This is a genomic window from Agromyces sp. H17E-10 (genome assembly GCF_022919715.1).
GTDB lineage: Bacteria > Actinomycetota > Actinomycetes > Actinomycetales > Microbacteriaceae > Agromyces.
On record NZ_CP095042.1, the window covers coordinates 3,200,949 to 3,220,936 of the forward strand.

A 19,988-nucleotide genomic window follows, 5' to 3' on the forward strand; every position below is an offset into this window, starting at 1 on the left:
GCACCATGGGCCGCCGTCTCGCCGACGCCGTCAGCCCCTACCTGCGGGCCCACGCGGGGAACCCCGTCGACTGGTTCCCGTGGGGCGACGACGCGTTCGCCGAGGCGCGTGCCCGCGACATCCCGGTCATGATCTCGATCGGATACGCGACCTGCCACTGGTGCCACGTCATGGCGCGCGAGAGCTTCGGCGACGTCGAGACGGCGCGCGTGCTCAACGAGCGGTTCGTGTCGATCAAGGTCGACCGTGAGGAGCATCCCGACGTCGACTCGAGCTATCTCGCGGCCGCCTCGGCGTTCACCCGTGAGCTCGGCTGGCCGCTCACGGTGTTCGCGACCCCCGAGGGTCGGGCGTTCTACGCGGGCACCTACTTCCCGCCCGTGCCGCAGCGCGGCATGCCGTCGTTCCGGCAGGTGCTCGCGGCGGTCGACGAGGCGTGGCGCGAGCGCCGCGAGCAGCTCACCGACACCGCTGAGGCCGTCGCAGGTGCGCTCGCCGCCGCAGCGCAGGCCCCCACGGCCGGCGGCCTGCCGACGGCGGTCGAACTGGATGCCGCGGTGCGGTCGCTCGCGGCGCAGGAGGACCCGGTGCACGGCGGGTTCGGCGGCGCTCCGAAGTTCCCGGTCGCGCCCGTGCTCGGGTTCCTCGCCCGAGGCGGCGCGAACGGGCGCACGCTCGCGGCGCGCACGCTCGCGACCATGGCCGCCTCGCCCCTTCGCGACCAGGTCGACGGGGGCTTCTACCGGTACGCGACGCGCGCCGACTGGAGCGAACCGCACTACGAGCGCATGCTCACCGACAACGCACTGCTGCTCGACGTCGCGGTCGACCTCGCCCGCGACGACTCCGCCGCGCTCGTCGTCGCGCGCGACACCGCGTCGTTCCTCGTCGGCACGATGCAGCTGCGGGGCGGCGGGTTCGCCGCCGCACAGGACTCGGAGAGCATGGTCGACGGTGTGCGCACCGAGGGCGGTTACGCGAGGGCCGATGCCGCCGAACGTCGATCGCTCGAGCCGCCACCCCTCGACGAGAAGGTGCTCACGGGCTGGAACGGGCTCGCGATCGGGGCGCTCGCCCGGGCATCGGCCGTGCTCGCCGATCCGGGCGGCGCCGACGCGCTCGCCGCGGCGCGCCGGGCCGCCGACCTCCTCGTCGAGCGTCATCGCACCGCGGACGGCATGCTCGTACGCGCCTCACGCGACGGCCGCATCTCCGGTGCGCGGGCGGCGCTCGAGGACTCCGGCATGTTCGCGTCGGGACTCGTCGAGCTCGCGCTCGCGAGCGGCGACGTCGGCTACGCGGTGATCGCGCGCGACCTCGTCGACGCGACGCTCGCCGCGGGCGCCGCGGGCGCCGCGGGCGGCGCGGGTGACGGCGATGCGGCGCATGCCGGCCAGCCCTTCGCCGTGCCCGGCGGTGCCGACCCGGTGCTCGCAGCGCACGGCCTCGCGCTGCCGAGCGACCCGGCCGAGGGCGCAGTGCCATCGGGGGTCACCGCGTGCGCCCGGGCTGCCTGGCAGCTCTGGCTGCTCGGAGCGGGCGAACGGTACCGCGACGCGGCCGTGCAGGCGATGGAGGGCGTCGCGGGCATCGCGCTCGAGCGGCCGATCGCGTTCGGCGGATCGCTCGGGCTCATGGCCGAGCTCGCGGCCCCCGTGGTCCAGCTCGTGACGGTCGTGCCCGACGGAACCGCACGGCCGGTGCCCGCCGACGAGGCGGCCGCGGCACTCGTCGCCGAGAGTCGCCGGCACGCGGCATCCGTCACGGTCGTCGTCACCGCCGCAGAGGCCAGACGGTTCGCAGCAGCCGGGTTCGACCTGTTCACCGGACGCGACCTGCAGGGCGGCGCCGCGGCCGCGTACCGGTGCCGCGAGTTCGTGTGCGCGCTGCCGGTCGTGGATGCCGCCGCGCTCCGTACGATGGAGGCATGAGCGGAACCGTCGCCGAACCGGCGAGCACCGGCAGGTCGACCACGTCGGCCGTCGTCCTGAGCCTCGTCGTCGACCTCGTGCTCGTGGTGGTGTTCGTGCTCATCGGTCGTCGCAGCCACGCCGAGGCGCTCGACCTCGCGGGCATCGCGGCGACGGCCTGGCCGTTCGCCGTCGCCCTGCTCGTCGGTTGGGCCGTCGCCCGAGCGTGGCGGTCGCCCGCGGCCGTGTGGCCGACGGGCGTGATCGTCTGGGCGGTGACGGTGGTCGGCGGGCTCGCGTTGCGGGTGCTCGCGGGCGACACGGCGCAGGTTCCGTTCATGATCGTCGCGACCGTGACGCTCGCGGTGTTCCTCATCGGCTGGCGCGCGATCGTCGCACTCGTGCGCCGGCTGCGCGGGCGCGCCCAGGCCTCCGCATGATGACGCTCGCGGCCGAGCCGAACCCGATCGAGTGGCTCTTCGACGCGCAGCTCGTGATCGGCGGGCAGGTCATCCTGTGGCGCGAGATCGTCGGCAACCTCTTCGGGCTCGCGTCGGCGCTCGGCGGCATGCGTCGCAAGGTGTGGGCGTGGCCGGTCGGCATCATCGGCAACGCGCTGCTGTTCACCGTCTTCATGGGCGCCGTCTTCCACACGCCGAACCCGGTCAACCTGCTGGGTCAGGCGGGTCGGCAGCTCATGTTCATCGCCGTCTCGATCTACGGCTGGATCCAGTGGTCGCGACACCGCCACGAGTCGGCGAACGCCGTCGACCCGCGCTGGGCGACCGCCCGGGAGCGCGTGTTGCTCGTCGTGGTCTTCGTCGGCGGGACGCTCGTGCTCACGCCGATCTTCCGCGCCCTCGGGTCGTTCGAACCGGTCTGGGCCGACGCGTGGATCTTCATGGGATCGCTGCTCGCGACCTGGGGCATGGCGAAGGGATGGACGGAGTTCTGGCTCATCTGGGTCGCCGTCGACGTCGTCGGCGTACCGCTGCTCGTGTCGGCCGGGTACTACGCGTCGGCGCTGCTCTACCTGTTCTACGGCACGTTCACGCTGCTCGGGTTCTTCACCTGGCTGCGGGTGCAACGACGGCGGGATGCCGCCGCGGCGGCCGCATCGACCGGTTGACCCGCTACCAGGGTGCGGGTACGCGGTCGAGCAGCGCCCACACGGCGCCGCTCAACTCGGGATGCTCCATCGCGATGCCGCGCAGCAGCTCGAACTCGAACTTCGCGGCTTCACCGGGGCGCGCCGCCGGGTGGTAGGCGCGCGACCGGGCGGGCCCCCAGGCGTCGGACTGGAGTCGCTCTTCGCGCAGTGTTGCGACGACCTGCTCGTCGACCGACGGCAGGTCGGGCAGGAACATCCACGGATCCTCCCCGAGTCGGCAGCGCAACTCGATGAGGGCGGCGAGCTCGTCGCGAGCGTCTTGACGCAGGCGCTCGAGCGCCGGTGACTCCGTCATGTGCGGCCCTCCCTCGCTGTCACGATCGTACGCTCACGCTACGCGCACCGTGTGACAGGCGGGTTACGGGGCGCAACGTGAGATGGCGCGGAGATGACGGGTGTGTGACGATCGCCGCGCGCAACGCCGCAGGAGGCGCTTGAATGGTGCCCGCGGATGAAGGAGGCGAACATGGTCGAGGTGCTCATCCTGCACGGCTGGCAGAATCACCGACCCGAGGGGCACTGGCAGCGCTGGCTGGCCGAGGAGCTCACCGCGCGCGGCCATGTCGTGCGCTACCCGCAGCTGCCCGACGCCGATGAACCGACCCGCGAGGGGTGGCTCGCGGCGCTCGAGGCCGAGCTCGCCGAGACGAGCCGCTCGGAGTTGACGGTCGTCGCGCACAGCCTCGGCTGCTCGCTCTGGCTCGCGTACGCGATCGAGCGTGCCCGGCGGTGCAGCCCGGGCCGGATGCCACCGGGCCGGCGGCCGCACGTGTCGTGCTCGTCGCGCCGCCGTCCGACGGATTCCTCGAGCAGACGCCGGAGATCGCCGGGTTCATCGCGGGCGGTACCGATGCCGACGACGACGCGCGCGCCGGCGTCGCGGCGGCGCTCGCCGCGGCGAGCCTCGAGGCGCCGATCGTCGTGCAGAGCGACGCCGACCCCTGCAGCCCGGCCGGCACGACCTCGTTCGCCGACGCGTTCGAACTCGACCGGGTCATCGTGCCCGGTGGCGGACACCTCACGATCGAGGACGGGTTCGGCCCGCTCCCGCTCGTGCTCGACCTCGTGCTGGAGGTCGAAGCGACGACCGCGGCCTGGGAGACGCGCGCCCGGTGACGCTCGACGAGCAACGGTGACGGAGACCCCGGCCGACGCGGGCGTGCCCGAATCGATCTGGCGCACGGCGGTGTCTCGTGCGGGGCGTCTCAGGCGGCGGCGTACTCGGTGAGCAGGGTTCGTACGTCGGGTGGTGGGGGCAGGGTGGTGGGGATTCTGCGGTTGCCCGGGCGGGGTCTGCGGTCGGGGTCGAGGTGTGCGGGTGGGATGAACCAGACGTAGCCGTTGATGTTGAAGATGAGCCAGCCGTCGTCGTGGATGCGGTGGTGGTGGTGTGCGCAGAGCATGACGCCGTTGGAGACGTCGGTTCGGCCGTGGTGCCGGCGCCACCAGCGGAGGTGGTGGGCTTGGGTGTGCGAGGGCGGCCGGGTGCAGCCGGGCCAGGCGCAGCCGCCGTCGCGTTCGATGAGGGCGAGTTTCTGGGCGTGGGTGAACAGGCGGCGGTGGCGGCCGAGTTGCAGGTTCTCGCCGTGCTCATCGAGGTAGATGGGTGCGATGCCGGCGTGCATCGCAAGTTCGCGCACGGACTGGATCGAGATGGGCTGGTCGATTCCGTCGATCGTGCCATGACCATGCCCGGTGGTGAGCATGTCGGCGTCGACGCGGGCGATGACCATCGTCTGTCGGAGGGGTGCGGGTGCGTGCTCAGCGCTGAGTGCGGTGCGGGCGATGTCGGCGAGGGCGTCGGCGTTCATCTGCACGATCGTGCGGTCCTCGATGAATACCTGGTCGGGCCGGTCGCCTGCGACCGGGCTCATGCTGCGGTTCGTACCTGCACCGCTGCGCGTGCCCTCGATGGCGTCTCCGGCTGCGACGGCGTCCGTTGGCGTGGCGTCGTGGCAGCTGCCGGTCGCGCCGGAGTCGCCCGGCTGGTTGCTGCCCCGGGCCTGGTGCAGTTGGGCGGCGACCAGGGTTTCGAGCGCGAGTTTGATGGGGGCGCCGTTGACGGGGTCGAATGCGCCGCGGAGTTGGAGCATGCCGGCCCGGTCTTCCCAGAATCGGAGTCCGCGGGCGGCACGCAACTCGTCTTCGCGGGGCTTGACGCCGTCGGGGTCGAGTCGGGCTTCGAGGAGTTTCACGAGCCGGTGGAGGCCATCGACTCCGACGGTGGGGGCCTGCTCGACGAGGAACCGTTCGGCGTCGGCGAGTTCGGCCCGGTCGGCGCGGGGCGCGACCCGGTCGAGGAAGCGGCGGATCACTTCGGCCGCGTCGACGCAGATCGTGCCGGATGCCAGTGCGTCGGCGAGGTGCGGGTGCCTGGGCGGCAGCAGTTCGCCGGTGAACGACGCCCGGGGTGCGGTCGCCTGACCGACCGCGACGAGTTTGGCCGCGTCGGTGTGCCGGCTGCCGGTGGCGGTCGCGATGAGGCGTTCGGCCGTGGCGTAGCCGTGCTTGCGGGCGACCTCGTCGGTACCGGGACGTGACCGTGCCGCGAGCTCGGCCGCGATGGGAGCCTGCAACGCTTGCACCCGGCGGGACAACTCACCCAACGCCTCGGTGACCCGGACGAGCCCCTCATCGCTCATGACCCGCACATCAGCAGCTGCGAGCGTCGATCCGACGACGCCCGCGAGCACGGCGCCCGCCCACACGGAACACACCTGATCGAGTGCGGCTGAAACCCCGGTCAGGGCGGGTATTCCAGCGGGTTCGGGCATGCCATCAGCCTACCGTGAACCTCCTGATTTTCGAAGAGATGTTCGAGGATTGTGGAGAACTCGTGTGGTCGCGCGGGCGGTCTCGAGACGCTCGCTGCGCTCGTTCCTCAACCCACGGGCCGAGGCGCCACTGCTTGAATGGGCGGGTGGACTCCGCACGTACGTCGACCCCGCTCGCTCGCCTCGCCGCCGACCTCGAAGCCGCCGACTTCACCGTCGACGCGCTCGACGCGCTCTGGGGTGAGACGGCGTCTGCCGCGCTCCACCGCAGCGAACGAGTACCGGCCCGGCGTGTGCTCGACGCCCTCCGACGCGAGCACGGCGCGTCCGCTCCGCTCGCGGTGCTCGCCGAACTCTTCGTGCTCGGCCTGCCGGTGCCGGCCGACGAGGCGGCCGCGGCGTTGCCCGAGCTCGGCCTCGACGATGCGGCCGCGATCGGCCTCATCCGCAGCGAAGGCGCCACCATCCTCGCCGCACTCGACCTGCGCCCCTACGCGTTCACCGACGCGCACGGCAGTGCGCACTGGTGGATCCTCTCCGACCTCGGCGAACTCGCCCTCGGGCACGCACTCCGCGAGGACCACGTACTCGGCGTCGGCGGCGCGTCGACCACGCTGTCGGGGCTCATGCAGCCGACGCCCGCGCGGCGCGTGCTCGACCTCGGCACGGGCTGCGGCGTCCAGGCCATGCACGCCTCGCGCTTCGCCGACTCGGTCGTCGCGACCGACATCTCCGAGCGGGCGCTCGAGATCGCCCGGATGAACCTCGAGCTCAACGGCATCGACGGCGTCGAGCTGCGCCTCGGCAGCCTGTTCGAGCCGGTCGCCGGCGAGCGGTTCGACCGCATCGTGTCGAATCCGCCGTTCGTCATCACGCCGCGCACCGAGGGCGTGCCCGAGTACGAATACCGCGACGGCGGCATGGTGGGCGACGCGCTCGTCGAGGCCGTCGTCCGGGGCTGCGCCGAGCACCTCGAACCGGGCGGAGTCGCCCAGCTGCTCGCCAACTGGGAGTACCGCGACGGCGTCGACGGCCTCGCCCGCGCGGCCTCGTGGGCCGGAGACCTCGACCACTGGCTCGTCGAGCGCGAGGTGCAGCCCGTCACCGAGTACGCCGAGACCTGGATCCGCGACGGCGGCACCCGGTCGGGCACGGCTGCGTTCGACCGCCTGTACGACGCATGGCTCGACGATTTCGCGGCGCGCGGCGTCACCGAGGTCGGCTTCGGGTACGTGCTCGTGCGGCGCTCGGGCGACGCGGATGCCCCAGCAGCGGCATCCGCCACCGGCAGACTGGCCCGTGTCGAGCGACGGCACGGTGCCATCGGCTCGAACCCCGCGGGCCTCGGCGGACACCTCGCGCAGTGCCTCGACGCGCTCGACCGGCTGGCAACGCTCGACGACGCGTCGCTCGCCGCCGTCCACTTGACCGTCGCGGGCGATGTCACGGAGGAACGCCACTACTGGCCCGGCGACGAGGACCCGACCGCGATGCTGCTGCGCCAGGGCGGCGGGTTCGCACGCACGATCTCGCCCGGCACGGCGCTCGCCGCATTCGTCGGCGCCTGCGACGGCGAGCTCGCGGCCGGTGCGATCGTCGCGGCGCTCGCACAGCTGCTCGAGGTCGACGGGCCCGCGCTCGCCGGCGAACTGCTCCCCGAGATCCGCGAGCTCATCGTCGACGGGATGCTGCTGCTGCCCCGCGAATGACGACGTGTCTCGAGGGAGCGGAGGACGATCTCCGCTTGTGTGAGAATGGGCGCACCCGGCCAGGACCGACCACCCTACTTCCGTGACCGTGCCGGGCCGGGCCGGGTCGCGCTCGCATGCTTGGGAGGCATCGCTTGAGTTCACTGCTGTCCGCGCGTCCGCGCGCATGGATCGTCGTCGGCGCCGTGGTGGCGCTCGTGCTCGCGGCCATCGGAATCTCGGCGCCGCCCGCTCACGCCGAGGTCGGTACCGGCACGGCGAGCATCTCCGGTCACGTGACCCTGCCCGAGGGCGTCGACCCCGAGGCGGCCGGCCTCACCGTCAGCGCGTTCGAGGCTTCGGTCGACAACGCGAGCGTGGGTGGGTGGATCTCGCCGGAGGGCGACTTCACCATCCCGTACCTGGCAGCGGGCACCTACAAGTTGCGCTTCATGACCTGGGACGACGACTCCGTGCTGACGGCCTGGTGGAAGGACGGCTTCGACTTCGCGTCGGCGCAGACGGTGACGGTCGCCGACGGTCAGGAGCTCGCCGGCGTCGACATGACCCTCGTTCGTGCCTCGACGATCTCGGGCAAGCTGACCGGCGTGCCTGAGAACGGTGCGGGAGTCTTCCCGTGGCGACGGGATGCCTCGGGCGAATGGGTGCGCGAAGGCGACTACGTGCGGATCGGCACCGACGGCGAGTACCTCATCACGGGCCTCCGTGCCGGTACGTACACGCTGCTCTTCAACACGGGCACCTACCCCGACCAGTACTGGAAGCTGCAGCGCGAGATCGCCACGGCGACGCCCATCGAGGTCGGGATCGGCCAGGCGCTGACGGGCTTCGACGCGAACGTGTCGGCAGCGTTGTGGATGCCGCAACTGAACGTCAGCGGTTCGCTCCAGGTCGGTTCGACGATGCAGGTCACCGCGACCTGGCAGATCCAGCCCGATGCCGTGACGTACCAGTGGTTCGCGAACGCGGTGGCGATCACCGGCGCGACGTCGGCGACGTACGTCCCGACCGCCGACCTGGTCGGAAAGCAGCTCAGCGTGCGCGTCGACGGGCGGAAGGCCGGATACGTGCCGACGTGGGACACCGCCGTCCGAGGCACCGTCGTCAAAGGTTCGCTGACTCCGGGAGTCGCGATGTTCACCGGTACCGGCGTCGTCGGCTCGACGTTGACGGCGTCGGCCGGCGGGTGGCCGTCGGGAACCCAGTTCTCGTACCAGTGGGCGTATGCCGACGGCAACATCGCAGGCGCGACCGGCAAGACCTTCACGATCACGACGGCCCAACGGGGCCGCGGAATCTACCTGAAGCTCACCGGAACGCTCCCCGCGTACGACTCCCGGACGGTGTTCGCCGCCGAGCACATCTTCGTCGACGCCGGCACCTTCACCGCGGCGACGCCGACGATCTCGGGCACGGCCGCGGTCGGCTCGACGCTCACGGCGAAGACCGGAACCTGGACGACGAACGCGACCTTCCCGACGAAGTTCTCGTACAAGTGGTTCGCGTCGGGCGTCGCGATCAGCGGCGCGACGGCGTCGACCTACAAGCTCACGAGCGCACAGGCGGGCAAGACCATCTCCGTCGTCGTCACCGGCACCGTCGGCGGCAACATCCGAGCCATCAAGCAGTCGGCGGCGACGGCGAAGGTCGCGACGGTGGCGACGCCGACGATCTCGGGTACCGCTGCGGTCGGGTCGACGCTCACGGCGAAGCCGGGCACCTGGACGTCGGGCACGGTGTTCTCGTACCAGTGGTACGCGTCGGGCACGGCGATCACGGGGGCGACGGCGTCGACGTTCAAGCTCACGAGTGCGCAGGCCGGCAAGACGGTGACGGTGACGGTGAAGGGTGCGCTCTCGGGATACACGACGGTGTCGAAGTCGTCGGCGGCGACGGCGAAGGTCGCGACGGTGGCGACGCCGACGATCTCGGGTACCGCTGCGGTCGGGTCGACGCTCACGGCGAAGCCCGGCACCTGGACGACCGGCACCACGTTCTCGTACCAGTGGTACGCGTCGGGCACGGCGATCAGTGGTGCGACCTCGTCGACCTTCAAGCTGACATCGCTGCAGAAGGGGAAGACGATCACGGTGAAGGTCACGGGCTCGCTGAGCGGCTACCCGACCATCGCCAAGACGTCCGCCGCCACGGCCGCGGTCTCCTGAGCATCGGTCGGGCGCCGGCATCCCATGAATAGGGATGCCGGCGCCCGCGGCGGTATTCTCGTGCTCGCAACGAAAGCGAGCCAATGCCCGAGAGTCCACTGTCAGCGTCGCCCTACGAACTCTTGGGCGTCTCCGTCGATGCCGACGAGGCGACCCTGCGCGCGGCCTATCGGCGAGCCCTCCGGGAGGCGCACCCCGACACGGGCGGCGACGCGGCCCGCTTCCACGCGGTGCAGCAGGCGTGGGCGCTCGTGGGCACCCCCGAGGCCCGGGCCCGGTTCGACCGCGGCAACGGCAACGGCGTGGGCACCGCATCCGGTCGAGAGGCCTGGGCGCCCGCCGCACCACGACCGCGCCGCGACTCGCGGCCGCTCGCCCGTTCGCACGGCCACCCGGGCGGGCTCTCACGCGAGCGGTATCTCGAGGCCATCCGCGAGTGGGTCGGACGTGGAGCCGCCCTGCCCGACCCGTACGACCCCGCACTCGTGCGGGGCGCGCCACGCGGCATCCGGCACCTGCTCGCCGATGCGCTCGCCGAGGAGGCGAGCGCGCGGGCGCTCTCGACGCTCGGCATCGCCTACACGATCTGGCACGACCTCGCGACGGATGCCGCGGGCCGCGGACTCCCGCCGAAGCTCGACCACCTCGTGCTCGGTCCGACGGGGCTCTTCGCGATCCAGTCGGAGGACTGGGGCGGACCGGTCGCGCTCAAGCGGGGCGAGCTCGTCGGCGAGGCACTCGAGGGGGAGCGCCCGTTCAAGGCGCTCGCGGCGCGGGCGAAGGCGATCGGGCGGGCGGCGAAGGTGAAGCCGACCGCGCTCGTGATCGTCGTGCCCGACGAGCACGCGGCCGAACCGCTCGAACTCGGCGGCACGGTGCGCGGCGCCGTCGTGGCGCTCGTGCGCCGGTCGCGGCTGGCGAGCGCCGTACGCGAGGGACTGCCGGGCTCCGCACACCTCGGCGGAACCGAGGTCATGGAGGTGCGCTCGCGCCTGCAGGCCGTCGTGCGCTTCGCCTGAGCGGGCCCGCGGCCGCCGCGGCCGGTCGCTCGAGCGGGATGCCGCGTCGGTTCGCTCCCGTGCTGCGAGCGGTGTTGGATGGAAGCATGCCAGTTGACGCCGCCACCGCGCCCCTGCCCGACCTCGACGACTACATCGCCGACTTCGCGAGCTTCGTGCAGGCCTCGCCCTCGTCGTACCACGCCGCGGCCGAGGTCGCGCGCCGTCTCGAGGCGGCCGGGTTCGAGCGGCTCGACGAGACGGCCGCCTGGCCCACGGCTCCGGGGCGCCGGGTGGTCGTGCGTGACGGCGCCGTCATCGCGTGGGTGCAGCCCGACGGCGCCGGAGCGACCGTGCCGTACCGCATCCTCGGGGCGCACACCGACTCGCCCTCGTTCAAGCTCAAGCCGAACGGGCAGACCGTGAGCGAGGGGGTGCTGCAGGCCTCGGTCGAGGTCTACGGCGGACCGCTGCTCAACAGCTGGCTCGACCGCGAGCTCGAGCTCGCGGGACGCATCGCGACCGCCGATGGCGGCGTGCACCTCGTACGCACGGGGCCGATGCTGCGCATCCCGCAGCTCGCGATCCACCTCGATCGCGAGGTCAACGCGAAGGGACTCCTGCTCGACAAGCAGCGGCATACCCAGCCGATCTGGGGCGTCGTCGCGGGCGACGACGAGGCCGACCTGCTCGCCGAGCTCGCCGCGGCGGCCGGCGTGGCCGGACAGGAGATCGTCGGCCACGACGTGCTCGTCGCCGACACGGCGGCGCCCGCGCGCTTCGGCCGGTCGGGCGAGCTGTTCGCCTCGGGCCGCATGGACAACCTGAGTTCGGTGTACGCGGGACTCGTCGCGCTGCTGCGTGCCCCCGACGATGCCGGGCACGTGAGCGTGCTGGCCGCGTTCGACCACGAGGAGCTCGGCTCGGAGTCGCGCTCGGGCGCGAGCGGCCCGTTCCTCGAGGACGTGCTCGGCCGCATCGCGTCGGGGCTCGGCGCCTCCGACGAGGAACGACGCCGCGCCTTCTCGGCGAGCTGGATCGTCTCGAGCGACGCCGGTCACGCCGTGCACCCGAACTACGGCGAGCGTCACGACCCCGTGAACCGGCCCGTGCTCGGCGGCGGGCCGCTGCTGAAGCTGAACGCCAACCAGCGGTACGCGACCGACGCCCTCGGAGGCGCGCTCTGGGCGGGCGTCTGCCGGCAGGCGGGCATCGCGACGCAGCCGTTCGTCTCGAACAACGCGATCCCGTGCGGGTCGACGATCGGGCCGCTCGCGGCGACGCGCCTGGGCATCCGCACGGTCGACGTCGGCGTGCCGCTGCTCTCGATGCACTCGGCGCGCGAGCTCGCGCACGTCGGCGACCTCGCGGCGCTCGGCGCGGCGGTGACCGCGTTCTTCGCGGAGGCCTGACAGCACTCCTCGAAGGTGGCCGGAAGTCGCGCGCGGTTGGCGTGATTTCGGCCGCCCTCGTGTCGTGCGCGCTGCCAGTCTGGGGCCATGACCCTTCGACTGGCTCAGGACAACGCCGACACGATCACGCCCTCGTCCCTCTTCGCGAACGTCGCCGCCTCCGATGCGGCGATCCGTCATTTCGAGGGGCGTCTCGCGTTCGAGACCGACATCTCGGATGTCGCGGCCGAACTCGCCGCGGGCGCGGCCGGGTTCGTGCTCGTCGACACGCGGAACGACGCCGCCTGGGCGCAGGGCCGGGTGCCGGGCGCCGTGCACCTGCCGGGCCGCCGCATCGCGGAGGAGGCGCAGACCGTCGTGCCGGCGGGCACTCCGGTCGTCGTCTACTGCTGGGGTCCGGCGTGCAACGGCGCGACGCGCGCGGCGCTCGCGTTCGCGCGGCTGGGGTACCCCGTGAAGGAGATGATCGGCGGGTTCGAGTACTGGGTGCGTGAGGGCTTCGCCTTCGCGACCGACGAGGGGCTCGTGCAGCGGGCACCCGACGGGCTCACGAACGTCGCCGTGGGCGGACTCGACGGCGAACGGGTGACCCCGGCCGCGGCATCCGGCATCACCTGCGCCTGCTGAGGGCCGTGCCTGCCGAGGGCGGGCATCACAGCTGCCTCACCGCAGCGGGCCGCGCCTGCTCTCCAGCCACAGGGTGTGCTCCCTGAGCCCGTTGCGCACGGCCGCCTTGATGATGAGGTAGCCGATCCACAGCATCAGGGCGAGCACTGCGAGGTAGATCACCAGGCCGATGATGAGGCCGATGAGCCCTGCGCCCAAGAAGAAGTTCGGATCGATCGTCGGGTCGCTGTCCATGGGGCCACCATGGCAGAAACACGGCGGGTCCGGGAGAGTCCCCGAGTGGGGGACACGCCGCTCAGCACTCGATGACGTTGACGGCGAGGCCGCCCTCGCTCGTCTCCTTGTACTTCGTCATCATGTCGAGGCCCGTCTGGCGCATCGTCTCGATGACCGTGTCGAGCGAGACGAGGTGCGTGCCGTCGCCATGGAGGGCGAGCCGTGCGGCAGAGACCGCGGTCGACGCCGCGATCGCGTTGCGTTCGATGCAGGGCACCTGCACGAGCCCGGCGACCGGGTCGCAGGTGAGTCCCAGGTGGTGCTCCATCGCGATCTCGGCGGCGTTCTCGATCTGCTGCGGGGTACCGCCGAGCACGGCGCAGAGCGCGCCGGCGGCCATCGCGCAGGCCGAGCCGACCTCGGCCTGGCAGCCGCCCTCGGCGCCCGAGATCGACGCGTTCTTCTTGACGAGGCTCGCGATCGCCGACGCGGTGAGCAGGAACCTGCGGATGCCCGCCCGATCGGCGCCCGGCACGAAGCGCAGGTAGTAGTGGCCCACGGCGGGAAGGATGCCCGCGGCGCCATTCGTGGGCGCGGTCACGACCCGGCCGCCCGACGCGTTCTCCTCGTTGACGGCGAGGGCGAAGGCGTGCAGCCACTCGGTCGAGGTGTCGCGGTGCTGCGACGACTCGAGCTCGTCGCGGTCGTAGGCCTCGAGCCGGCGGCGCACCTCGGGGGCGCGGCGCTTGACGCGGAGCCCGCCGGGCAGCGTGCCCTCGGTCGCGAGCCCGTGGTCGACGCACTCGGCCATCGCGTCCCAGATCGCGTCGAGGCCCTCGTCGATGCCGGCCTCGCCGTGCACGGCGACCTCGTTGTGCCGCGCGACGTCGCAGAACGACACACCGTGCTCCTCGCACAGGGCGAGCAGTTCGGCGGCGTTCGAGTAGGGCAGGGGGTGGCGCAGCGCCTCCGCCTCGGCGGCCGGGTCGCCGTCGCGGCGGATGAAGCCGCCGCCGACCGAGTAGTACGTCTCCTCGGCGATCGGCAGCGGGCCTTCGCCGTACGCCTGCAGCGTCATCGCGTTGGGGTGACCGGGCAGGCGCGTGCGCGGCTCGAGCGAGATGTCGCTCTGGCGCAGCCGGATCGGGTGCGTGCCGAGCAACCGGAGCTCGGCGCCCTCCTCGCCCGCGTCGGCGAGCCGGGTCCAGGCGTCGCGCACGTCGGCGGGGTCGCAGTCGTGCGGCTCGAGGCCGGCGAGACCCGCGACGACCGCGTCGGGGGTGCCATGGCCGAGGCCGGTGGCACCGAGCGAGCCGTACAGCGAGCACGAGACCCGCGAGACGTCGCCGAGCACACCGCGCGACTCCAGCGACTCGACGAACATGCGAGCCGCCCGCATGGGGCCGACGGTGTGCGAACTCGAGGGGCCGATCCCGATCGAGAACAGATCGAGGGCGGAGACGAACGCTGTCACCTTTCAAGGGTACGTCGGCAGGCGCGCACGGATGCCGCTGCGATTCGAAGAATCGTGCGTCGCCGGGCGCTCGCGCGCAACGGGACGGCAGCATCCGCGACCCGCGCGGCAGCGGCATCTGCGGCGGCTGCGGTCGCGGCATCCACGATAGTGCCGTGACAGCGCCGTGACAGCGCCGTGACAGCGGCCCGGAAGTGCGGCGCGGAACCATGATCGGCATGGACATCACCACGACACGAGCCCAGGGCGACTGGGCGATCGAGGCCGACGGCCTCGTCAAGGTCTTCGGCGAGAACCGCGCGGTCGACGGCGTCGACCTGCGCGTCGCGGCCGGGACCGTCTACGGCGTGCTCGGCCCGAACGGCGCCGGCAAGACCACCACCATCTCGATGCTCGCGACGCTGTTGCGCCCCGATGCCGGGTCGGCCCGGATCTTCGGGCACGACGTGCAGGCGGAGCCGAACGTGGTGCGCCAGCTCATCGGCGTCACGGGGCAGTACGCCTCGGTCGACGAGACGCTCTCGGCGACCGAGAACCTCGTGCTGTTCTCGCGGCTGCTCGGCCTCGGCCGGCGCGACGCGAGGCGCAAGGCCTCCGACCTCCTCGAGGAGTTCGGGCTCACCGAGGCGGCGAAGCGCCCGCTCAAGCAGTTCTCGGGCGGCATGCGCCGCCGGCTCGACCTCGCGGCGAGCCTCATCGCGCAGCCGCCGCTCATCTTCCTCGACGAGCCGACGACGGGCCTCGACCCCCGCACCCGCGCGCAGATGTGGGAGACCATCCGCCGGCTCGTCTCGACCGGCTCGACGGTGCTGCTCACGACCCAGTACCTCGACGAGGCAGACCAGCTCGCCGACCGCATCGCCGTGATCGACCGCGGCCGCGTCGTCGCCGAGGGCACGGGCGACGAGCTCAAGGCCTCGGTCGGCGAGTCGAGCCTGCAGCTGCGGCTCGTCGACCCGCGCGACCTCGGCGACGCCCAGGCCGCGATCGAGCGGGTGCTCGGCGTGCACGCCACCGCGAGCCCAGAGGCCGCCAGGCTCACCGCGCCCATGCAGGACGCCGACCTCGTCGCCGAGCTCCTCGTCACGTTCCGCGACGCGGGCATCCACCTGGCCGAGCTCAGCGTGCAGAAGCCCACACTCGACGAGGTCTTCCTCACCCTCACCGGCCACACGGCCGAATCCGAAGAAGCCGGCGACGAGGCATCCGGCACCGAACTCGAACTCGAAGGGAGCCGCGCATGACCACCGCGACCATCGTGCCGGGCGCCGCCCGCACCCTCAAGAACCACGTCTCGTTCGGGCAGACGCTGCGCAACTCGTTCAGCATGGCGTGGCGGGGCCTGCTGAAGATCAAGCGCACGCCCGAGCAGCTCATCGACGTGACCGTGCAGCCGATCCTGTTCACCGTCATGTTCACGTACATCTTCGGTGGCGCGATCGCCGGCGACGCGATGACGTACCTGCCGTTCCTCCTGCCCGGCATCCTCGTGCAGACCGTCATCACGACGTCGGTCGTCACGGGCGTGCAGCTGCGCGAGGACATGGACAAGGGCGTGTTCGACCGGTTCCGCTCGCTGCCGATCGCGCGGGTCGCGCCGCTCGCGGGCGCGCTGCTCGCCGACACGGTGCGCTACGGCATCGCGACCGTGCTCACCTTCGCAGCCGGTTACGTCATGGGGTACCGGCCCGAGGCCGGGCTCGGCAGTGTGGTCGTCGCGAGTCTCGTGGTCGTCGTCGCGGCCTGGTCGCTCAGCTGGATCTTCGCGTTCTTCGGCGTGATCGCCCGCTCGGCGGGGTCGGTGCAGGGCATCTCGTTCCTCATCCTGTTCCCGCTCACGTTCCTCTCGAACGCGTTCGTGCAGGCCGACACCATGCCCGACTGGCTGCAGTGGTTCGTGAACATCAACCCGGTCTCCCACCTCGTGACCGCCGCCCGCGGCATCACGATGGGCACCGACGTGACCGGCGACCTGCTCGCGACGCTCGTCGGGGCGGTCGTGGTGGTCGCGATCTTCGCGCCGCTCACGGTGCGGGCGTACATGCGGAAGGCCTAGCGGGCCTCGGCCCGGTGGCCGACATCCAAACGGGATGCCGCGGCGCCGGCGTCGCTCGAACGGGCGGCGCCGCTCGTCGAACGGGTCAGGCCGAGGCATCCGATTCGGTCCGGACGGGCGCTGCGATCAGTCGCAGCGCCCGTTCGGCGCGTTCGGGCTGGGTGAGGTCGGCGGCCTCGGCACGGGCCCGCTCGAGTGCGGCCTCGCCGGCGAGACTCACGGCGGCCGCGAGATGGGGCTCGAGCCGAAGCGCCGGCAGGTCTTGACGGGGGTGCAGGCGCTCGGCGAGCGCGAGCAGCTCGACCGCCCGGTCGCGCAGGTGCGGCCGTCGCATCGCCCACGCCGACCAGCCGAGCACCGCCGTACCGAGCACGGGCTTGTCGGTGAATGCGGGCCAGGCGCGATGGAGCCCGAGTGCGCGATACCGGATGCGCGCTGCCCACCAGTCGGCATCGTCGGCGTCGCGATCGTCGAACACCGCCGCCGAGAGCAGGTCGGCGAGCAGCATGAGGTACCACGGCGTCGAGCGCTCCTGGATGCCGAACGAGTCGGAGGCGGTCCGGCCGTGACGGCGGGCGTCCGCCATGCGGCCCTCGGCCCGCGCGAGCTCGACGCGGCCGAGTTCGCCGACGGTCGCGAGGGCGAGCCCGTCGGCCGTGCGGCGTTCGCTCGCCGCGAGTTCGTCGAGCAGCGGACGCACCTCGTCGAGCCGCCCGGCGGAGAGCAGGTTGCCGGCCCGCATCCACTCGAGCTGGAGCAGGTCGGGCTCGGCGTCGAGGGCGACGAGCCCAGCCTCGGCGACCGACGCCCAGTGCAGTGCGCGCTCGGCCTCGCCCGACTGGCTCGCGAGCTGCGCCAGCATCATGGCGCTCATCGATTCGGCCCAGCCGTCGCCCAGCCGTCGGGCGAGCCGGTGGGCGTGCTGCGCGTGCTCGATCGCGAGGACGGGTTCGCCGGCGTTCTCGTCGAACTGGCAGCGCAGCATCGCCCCGATGAGGGCGGTCGGTTCGTCGTCGGACTCGGACATCGCGACGAGGTCGGCGAGCGCCCCGTCGAAGTCGGCGGCGGCGATCACGCCGGCGACGGCGGCCAGCCATCCGGGCAGCGGCCATCCGTCGGCGAGATGCGAGCGGAGGCGGACGACCGCGCGAGTCGCGGCCGGAGCGCCGTACGCGAGCGAGGTCCCCGCGGCGAACACCGCCGACAGTGTCGCAGGGACGGCGAGCTCGCGGGCATGCGCCCCGTGACGCGTGGCCTCGAGCATCGCCTCGCCGAAGACGAGCACCTGCTCGTGGGCGCTGCGCACGTTCCAGAGGTAGCCGAGCGCGGCGTAGAGGCGCAACGCGGTCGGCACCCGTCGCTCGGCGTTGGCGTGGCGCAGGATCTCGACGAGGTTCTCCTCCTCGACGCCCAGCACCCGCAGTGCCTCGAGCTGTGCCGAGCCGCCCCCGATGACCGTCACGTCGGCGACGCGCTCGGCCCAGCGCGCCATCGCGTCGCGCACGTCGCCGACCTCGCCGGCGCTCTCGAGGCGGAGCTGACCGAACTCCCGCACCGTCTCGAGCATGCGGTACCGGGTCGCGCCCGTCAGGCGGTCGTCGCGCACGGTGAGCAGCGACTGGTCGACGAGGCCGTCGAGCACGTCGATCGCCTCCGGGCCGACGACGGTTTCGGCGGCATCGGGCCCGAACCCGTCTGCGAACGAGGCGAGCCGGGTGAGCCCTCGCTGCTCGTCCGGGGTGAGCAGCGCCCAGCTCCACTCGATGACGGCCTCGAGGGTGCGCTGCCGCGGCGGCGCACTGCGGTCGCGCCCGGCGAGCAGCGCGAACCGGTTGTCGAGCCGCGACTCGATCTCGGTCACCGTCATGCTGCGCACGCGGGCGGCGGCGAGTTCGATCGCGAGCGGCAGGCCGTCGAGGCGCGCGCACAGCCGTTCGACGGCGTCTCTGGGCAGCGCAGCATCGGGGCGCACGGCGAGCGCGCGTTCCATGAAGAGGAGGACGCCCGGTCCGGGCTCGTCGCCGATGCGGGCCGGGAGCGGCTCGAGCGGGTAGACCTGCTCGGCGCCGATCGCGATGGGACTGCGGCTCGTGGCGAGCACGCGCAGGGTGGGTGCTGCCGCGAGCAGCTCGGCCGTGCAGGCGGCGACGCCCTCGATCACCTGCTCGCAGTTGTCGAGCACCAGGAGCGTCGGCGTCTCGGTGAGGCGCGCCTCGATCCGCTGTCGGAGATCGGGTCGGTTGGCGGCATCGGACAGTCGCGAGGCGCGCGCCTCGCGGAGCCCGAGGGCCGAGCCGAGCGCGAGTTCGACGTCGTCGTCGTCGCGAACGCCCGCGAGCTCCACGACGACGACGGCAGGCGCCGTCGAGCGCTCGGCGACCGCTTGGGCGAGGCGCGTCTTGCCGAGGCCACCGGCACCGAGGACGGTGACGAGCCGGTGCTCGTCGAGGAGTGCCGCGACCGCAGGCAGGTCGGCTTCGCGACCGATGAGCCGGTTGGGCGCGGCGCGCAGACCGATGCGGGTGGGTTCGTCGGGGATCCGCGGACTCGGGTTCGGAATCGGATCCGGCGCGGTGTCGCCGGCCGCCGGCGCCGTCAGCACGATGATCTCCGACCTCCCGGGGCGCACGTCGGGGCGGGCAGCGGCGACGGATGCCTCGGATCGGGTGGCGACGGCGGGGGAGCGGTCGTCGTCGGCGAGGAGTCGGGCGTTGAGCTCGACGAGCTCGGGCCCCGGCGAGACACCGAGCTCATCGCGCAGCGACGCGCGCACGCGGGCGAACGTCGCGAGGGCGTCGGTACGCCTCCCGGCGCTCGCGAGTGCCGAGATGAGGGAGGTGTGCAGCTGCTCGTCGAGCGGGCTCGCGGCGGCGAGCGGCGTCAGCGCGGCGATCGCCGCCTCAGCGTCGCCGGCGTCGAGCAGGCATCGCGCGCGGAACTCGAGCAGCCCGATGCGGCGTGCCCCGGCGCGGTCGGCGAGCTCGGCGCCGATCGGCGCCTGGCCCAGGTCGAGACCGGGTTCGCCGCGCCAGAGGGCGAGGGCCTGGTCGAGCAGGTCGATCGCGGTGCTCGGGTCACCGCTGCGTGCGAGTTCTGCCGCGCGGAGGCCGAGCTCGCCGGCGAGACCGAGGTCGGTCTGCGCCGGTACGACGTCGAGCGCATACCCGCCCGGACGGGAGACCACGAGCCCGGGCGCGCTCGCGGAGCGCACGCGGGAGACGAGCGACTGCAGCGCGGCACGCTCGTTGTCAGGCCGGTCGTCGCCCCAGAGGTCGTCGGCGATCGCCTCGAGCCCATGTGCACGACCGGAGCCTCGGCCATCGACGCCGGCGAGTGCGACGAAGAGCGCCTTCGCGAGTGCACCCGCGGGCTCGATCGGTTCGCCCGACCGACCCTCGACGAGAACCGGGCCGAGCAGCGCGACGCGCAGGTCGCGGCGGTCGGTCAGCACCCGTCGAGCCTACCTTTCACCGCCG

Annotated in this window: 16 protein-coding genes and 1 pseudogene; 12 read left to right on the plus strand and 5 right to left on the minus strand. The window is 72.6% G+C overall.

The window, feature by feature from the left end; translation table 11 throughout:
• The first annotated feature begins 5 nt into the window (after positions 1-5).
• From MUN74_RS14515 to pnuC, 3 genes are read left to right on the plus strand one after another with little or no spacing between them, the layout of a single operon-like run.
• Positions 6-1,931 (plus strand): thioredoxin domain-containing protein, encoded by a 1,926-nt coding sequence (locus MUN74_RS14515; RefSeq protein ID WP_244853146.1) that lies wholly within the window; start codon positions 6-8, stop codon positions 1,929-1,931.
• Entirely contained in the window at positions 1,928-2,350 is a 423-nt protein-coding gene (locus tag MUN74_RS14520) for a DUF3054 domain-containing protein (protein ID WP_244853147.1), read from the plus strand. The genes MUN74_RS14515 and MUN74_RS14520 overlap by 4 nt, the downstream gene beginning before the upstream one ends.
• On the plus strand, positions 2,347-3,039 hold the full coding sequence (pnuC, locus tag MUN74_RS14525; protein ID WP_244853148.1) for a nicotinamide riboside transporter PnuC: 693 nt from the start codon (positions 2,347-2,349) through the stop codon (positions 3,037-3,039). Before MUN74_RS14520 ends, pnuC begins: the two co-directional genes overlap by 4 nt.
• Positions 3,040-3,043: 4 nt before the next feature.
• On the opposite strand, the gene MUN74_RS14530 is transcribed toward pnuC, so the two are convergent.
• Entirely contained in the window at positions 3,044-3,376 is a 333-nt protein-coding gene (locus MUN74_RS14530) for a hypothetical protein (RefSeq protein ID WP_244853149.1), read from the minus strand.
• A 171-nt stretch (positions 3,377-3,547) separates the two neighbouring features.
• On the opposite strand from MUN74_RS14530, the pseudogene MUN74_RS19325 reads away from it, so the two are divergent.
• Together MUN74_RS19325 and MUN74_RS19245 are read left to right on the plus strand one after the other, a co-directional pair.
• Positions 3,548-3,742: pseudogene (locus MUN74_RS19325) on the plus strand (alpha/beta hydrolase); the annotation flags it as partial.
• Between the two features lie 68 nt (positions 3,743-3,810).
• Complete coding sequence (locus MUN74_RS19245) at positions 3,811-4,197, plus strand: alpha/beta hydrolase (RefSeq protein ID WP_255820923.1); 387 nt, start codon at positions 3,811-3,813, stop codon at positions 4,195-4,197.
• Between the two features lie 89 nt (positions 4,198-4,286).
• On the opposite strand, the gene MUN74_RS14540 is transcribed toward MUN74_RS19245, so the two are convergent.
• A complete protein-coding gene (locus MUN74_RS14540) occupies positions 4,287-5,855 on the minus strand; it encodes an HNH endonuclease signature motif containing protein (RefSeq protein WP_244853150.1) in 1,569 nt (522 codons plus the stop codon).
• 146 nt (positions 5,856-6,001) lie between these two features.
• Here MUN74_RS14540 and MUN74_RS14545 point away from each other — a divergent pair, with 146 nt between their 5' ends.
• The 5 genes from MUN74_RS14545 (at position 6,002) to MUN74_RS14565 (ending at position 12,766) form a co-directional block, all read left to right on the plus strand.
• Positions 6,002-7,564, plus strand: a complete 1,563-nt coding sequence (locus tag MUN74_RS14545; RefSeq protein WP_244853151.1) for a DUF7059 domain-containing protein — start codon at positions 6,002-6,004, stop codon at positions 7,562-7,564.
• A 134-nt stretch (positions 7,565-7,698) separates the two neighbouring features.
• Positions 7,699-9,729: a hypothetical protein gene (locus tag MUN74_RS14550; protein ID WP_244853152.1), complete on the plus strand. Its 2,031-nt coding sequence runs from the start codon at positions 7,699-7,701 to the stop codon at positions 9,727-9,729.
• 83 nt (positions 9,730-9,812) lie between these two features.
• Positions 9,813-10,748: a J domain-containing protein gene (locus tag MUN74_RS14555; protein ID WP_244853153.1), complete on the plus strand. Its 936-nt coding sequence runs from the start codon at positions 9,813-9,815 to the stop codon at positions 10,746-10,748.
• 86 nt (positions 10,749-10,834) lie between these two features.
• On the plus strand, positions 10,835-12,139 hold the full coding sequence (locus MUN74_RS14560; protein WP_244853154.1) for a M18 family aminopeptidase: 1,305 nt from the start codon (positions 10,835-10,837) through the stop codon (positions 12,137-12,139).
• 87 nt (positions 12,140-12,226) lie between these two features.
• Complete coding sequence (locus tag MUN74_RS14565) at positions 12,227-12,766, plus strand: rhodanese-like domain-containing protein (protein ID WP_244853155.1); 540 nt, start codon at positions 12,227-12,229, stop codon at positions 12,764-12,766.
• Between the two features lie 36 nt (positions 12,767-12,802).
• Here the strand turns inward: MUN74_RS14565 and MUN74_RS14570 are convergent, their stop codons facing one another.
• Both MUN74_RS14570 and MUN74_RS14575 read right to left on the minus strand, forming a co-directional pair.
• Entirely contained in the window at positions 12,803-13,000 is a 198-nt protein-coding gene (locus MUN74_RS14570; protein ID WP_244853156.1) for a hypothetical protein, read from the minus strand.
• Between the two features lie 61 nt (positions 13,001-13,061).
• Positions 13,062-14,456 (minus strand): L-serine ammonia-lyase, encoded by a 1,395-nt coding sequence (locus tag MUN74_RS14575; RefSeq protein WP_244853157.1) that lies wholly within the window; start codon positions 14,454-14,456, stop codon positions 13,062-13,064.
• 218 nt (positions 14,457-14,674) lie between these two features.
• Here MUN74_RS14575 and MUN74_RS14580 point away from each other — a divergent pair, with 218 nt between their 5' ends.
• The gene (locus MUN74_RS14580) at positions 14,675-15,700 is read left to right on the plus strand and encodes an ATP-binding cassette domain-containing protein (RefSeq protein ID WP_244853158.1); all 1,026 of its coding nucleotides are present in this window, start codon (positions 14,675-14,677) and stop codon (positions 15,698-15,700) included.
• A complete protein-coding gene (locus MUN74_RS14585) occupies positions 15,697-16,512 on the plus strand; it encodes an ABC transporter permease (RefSeq protein ID WP_244853159.1) in 816 nt (271 codons plus the stop codon). Before MUN74_RS14580 ends, MUN74_RS14585 begins: the two co-directional genes overlap by 4 nt.
• An 85-nt stretch (positions 16,513-16,597) precedes the next feature.
• On the opposite strand, the gene MUN74_RS14590 is transcribed toward MUN74_RS14585, so the two are convergent.
• Positions 16,598-19,963 carry an AfsR/SARP family transcriptional regulator gene (locus MUN74_RS14590; protein ID WP_244853160.1) on the minus strand — a complete coding sequence of 1,122 codons (3,366 nt, stop codon included), beginning with the start codon at positions 19,961-19,963 and terminating at the stop codon, positions 16,598-16,600.
• Positions 19,964-19,988 lie beyond the last annotated feature (25 nt).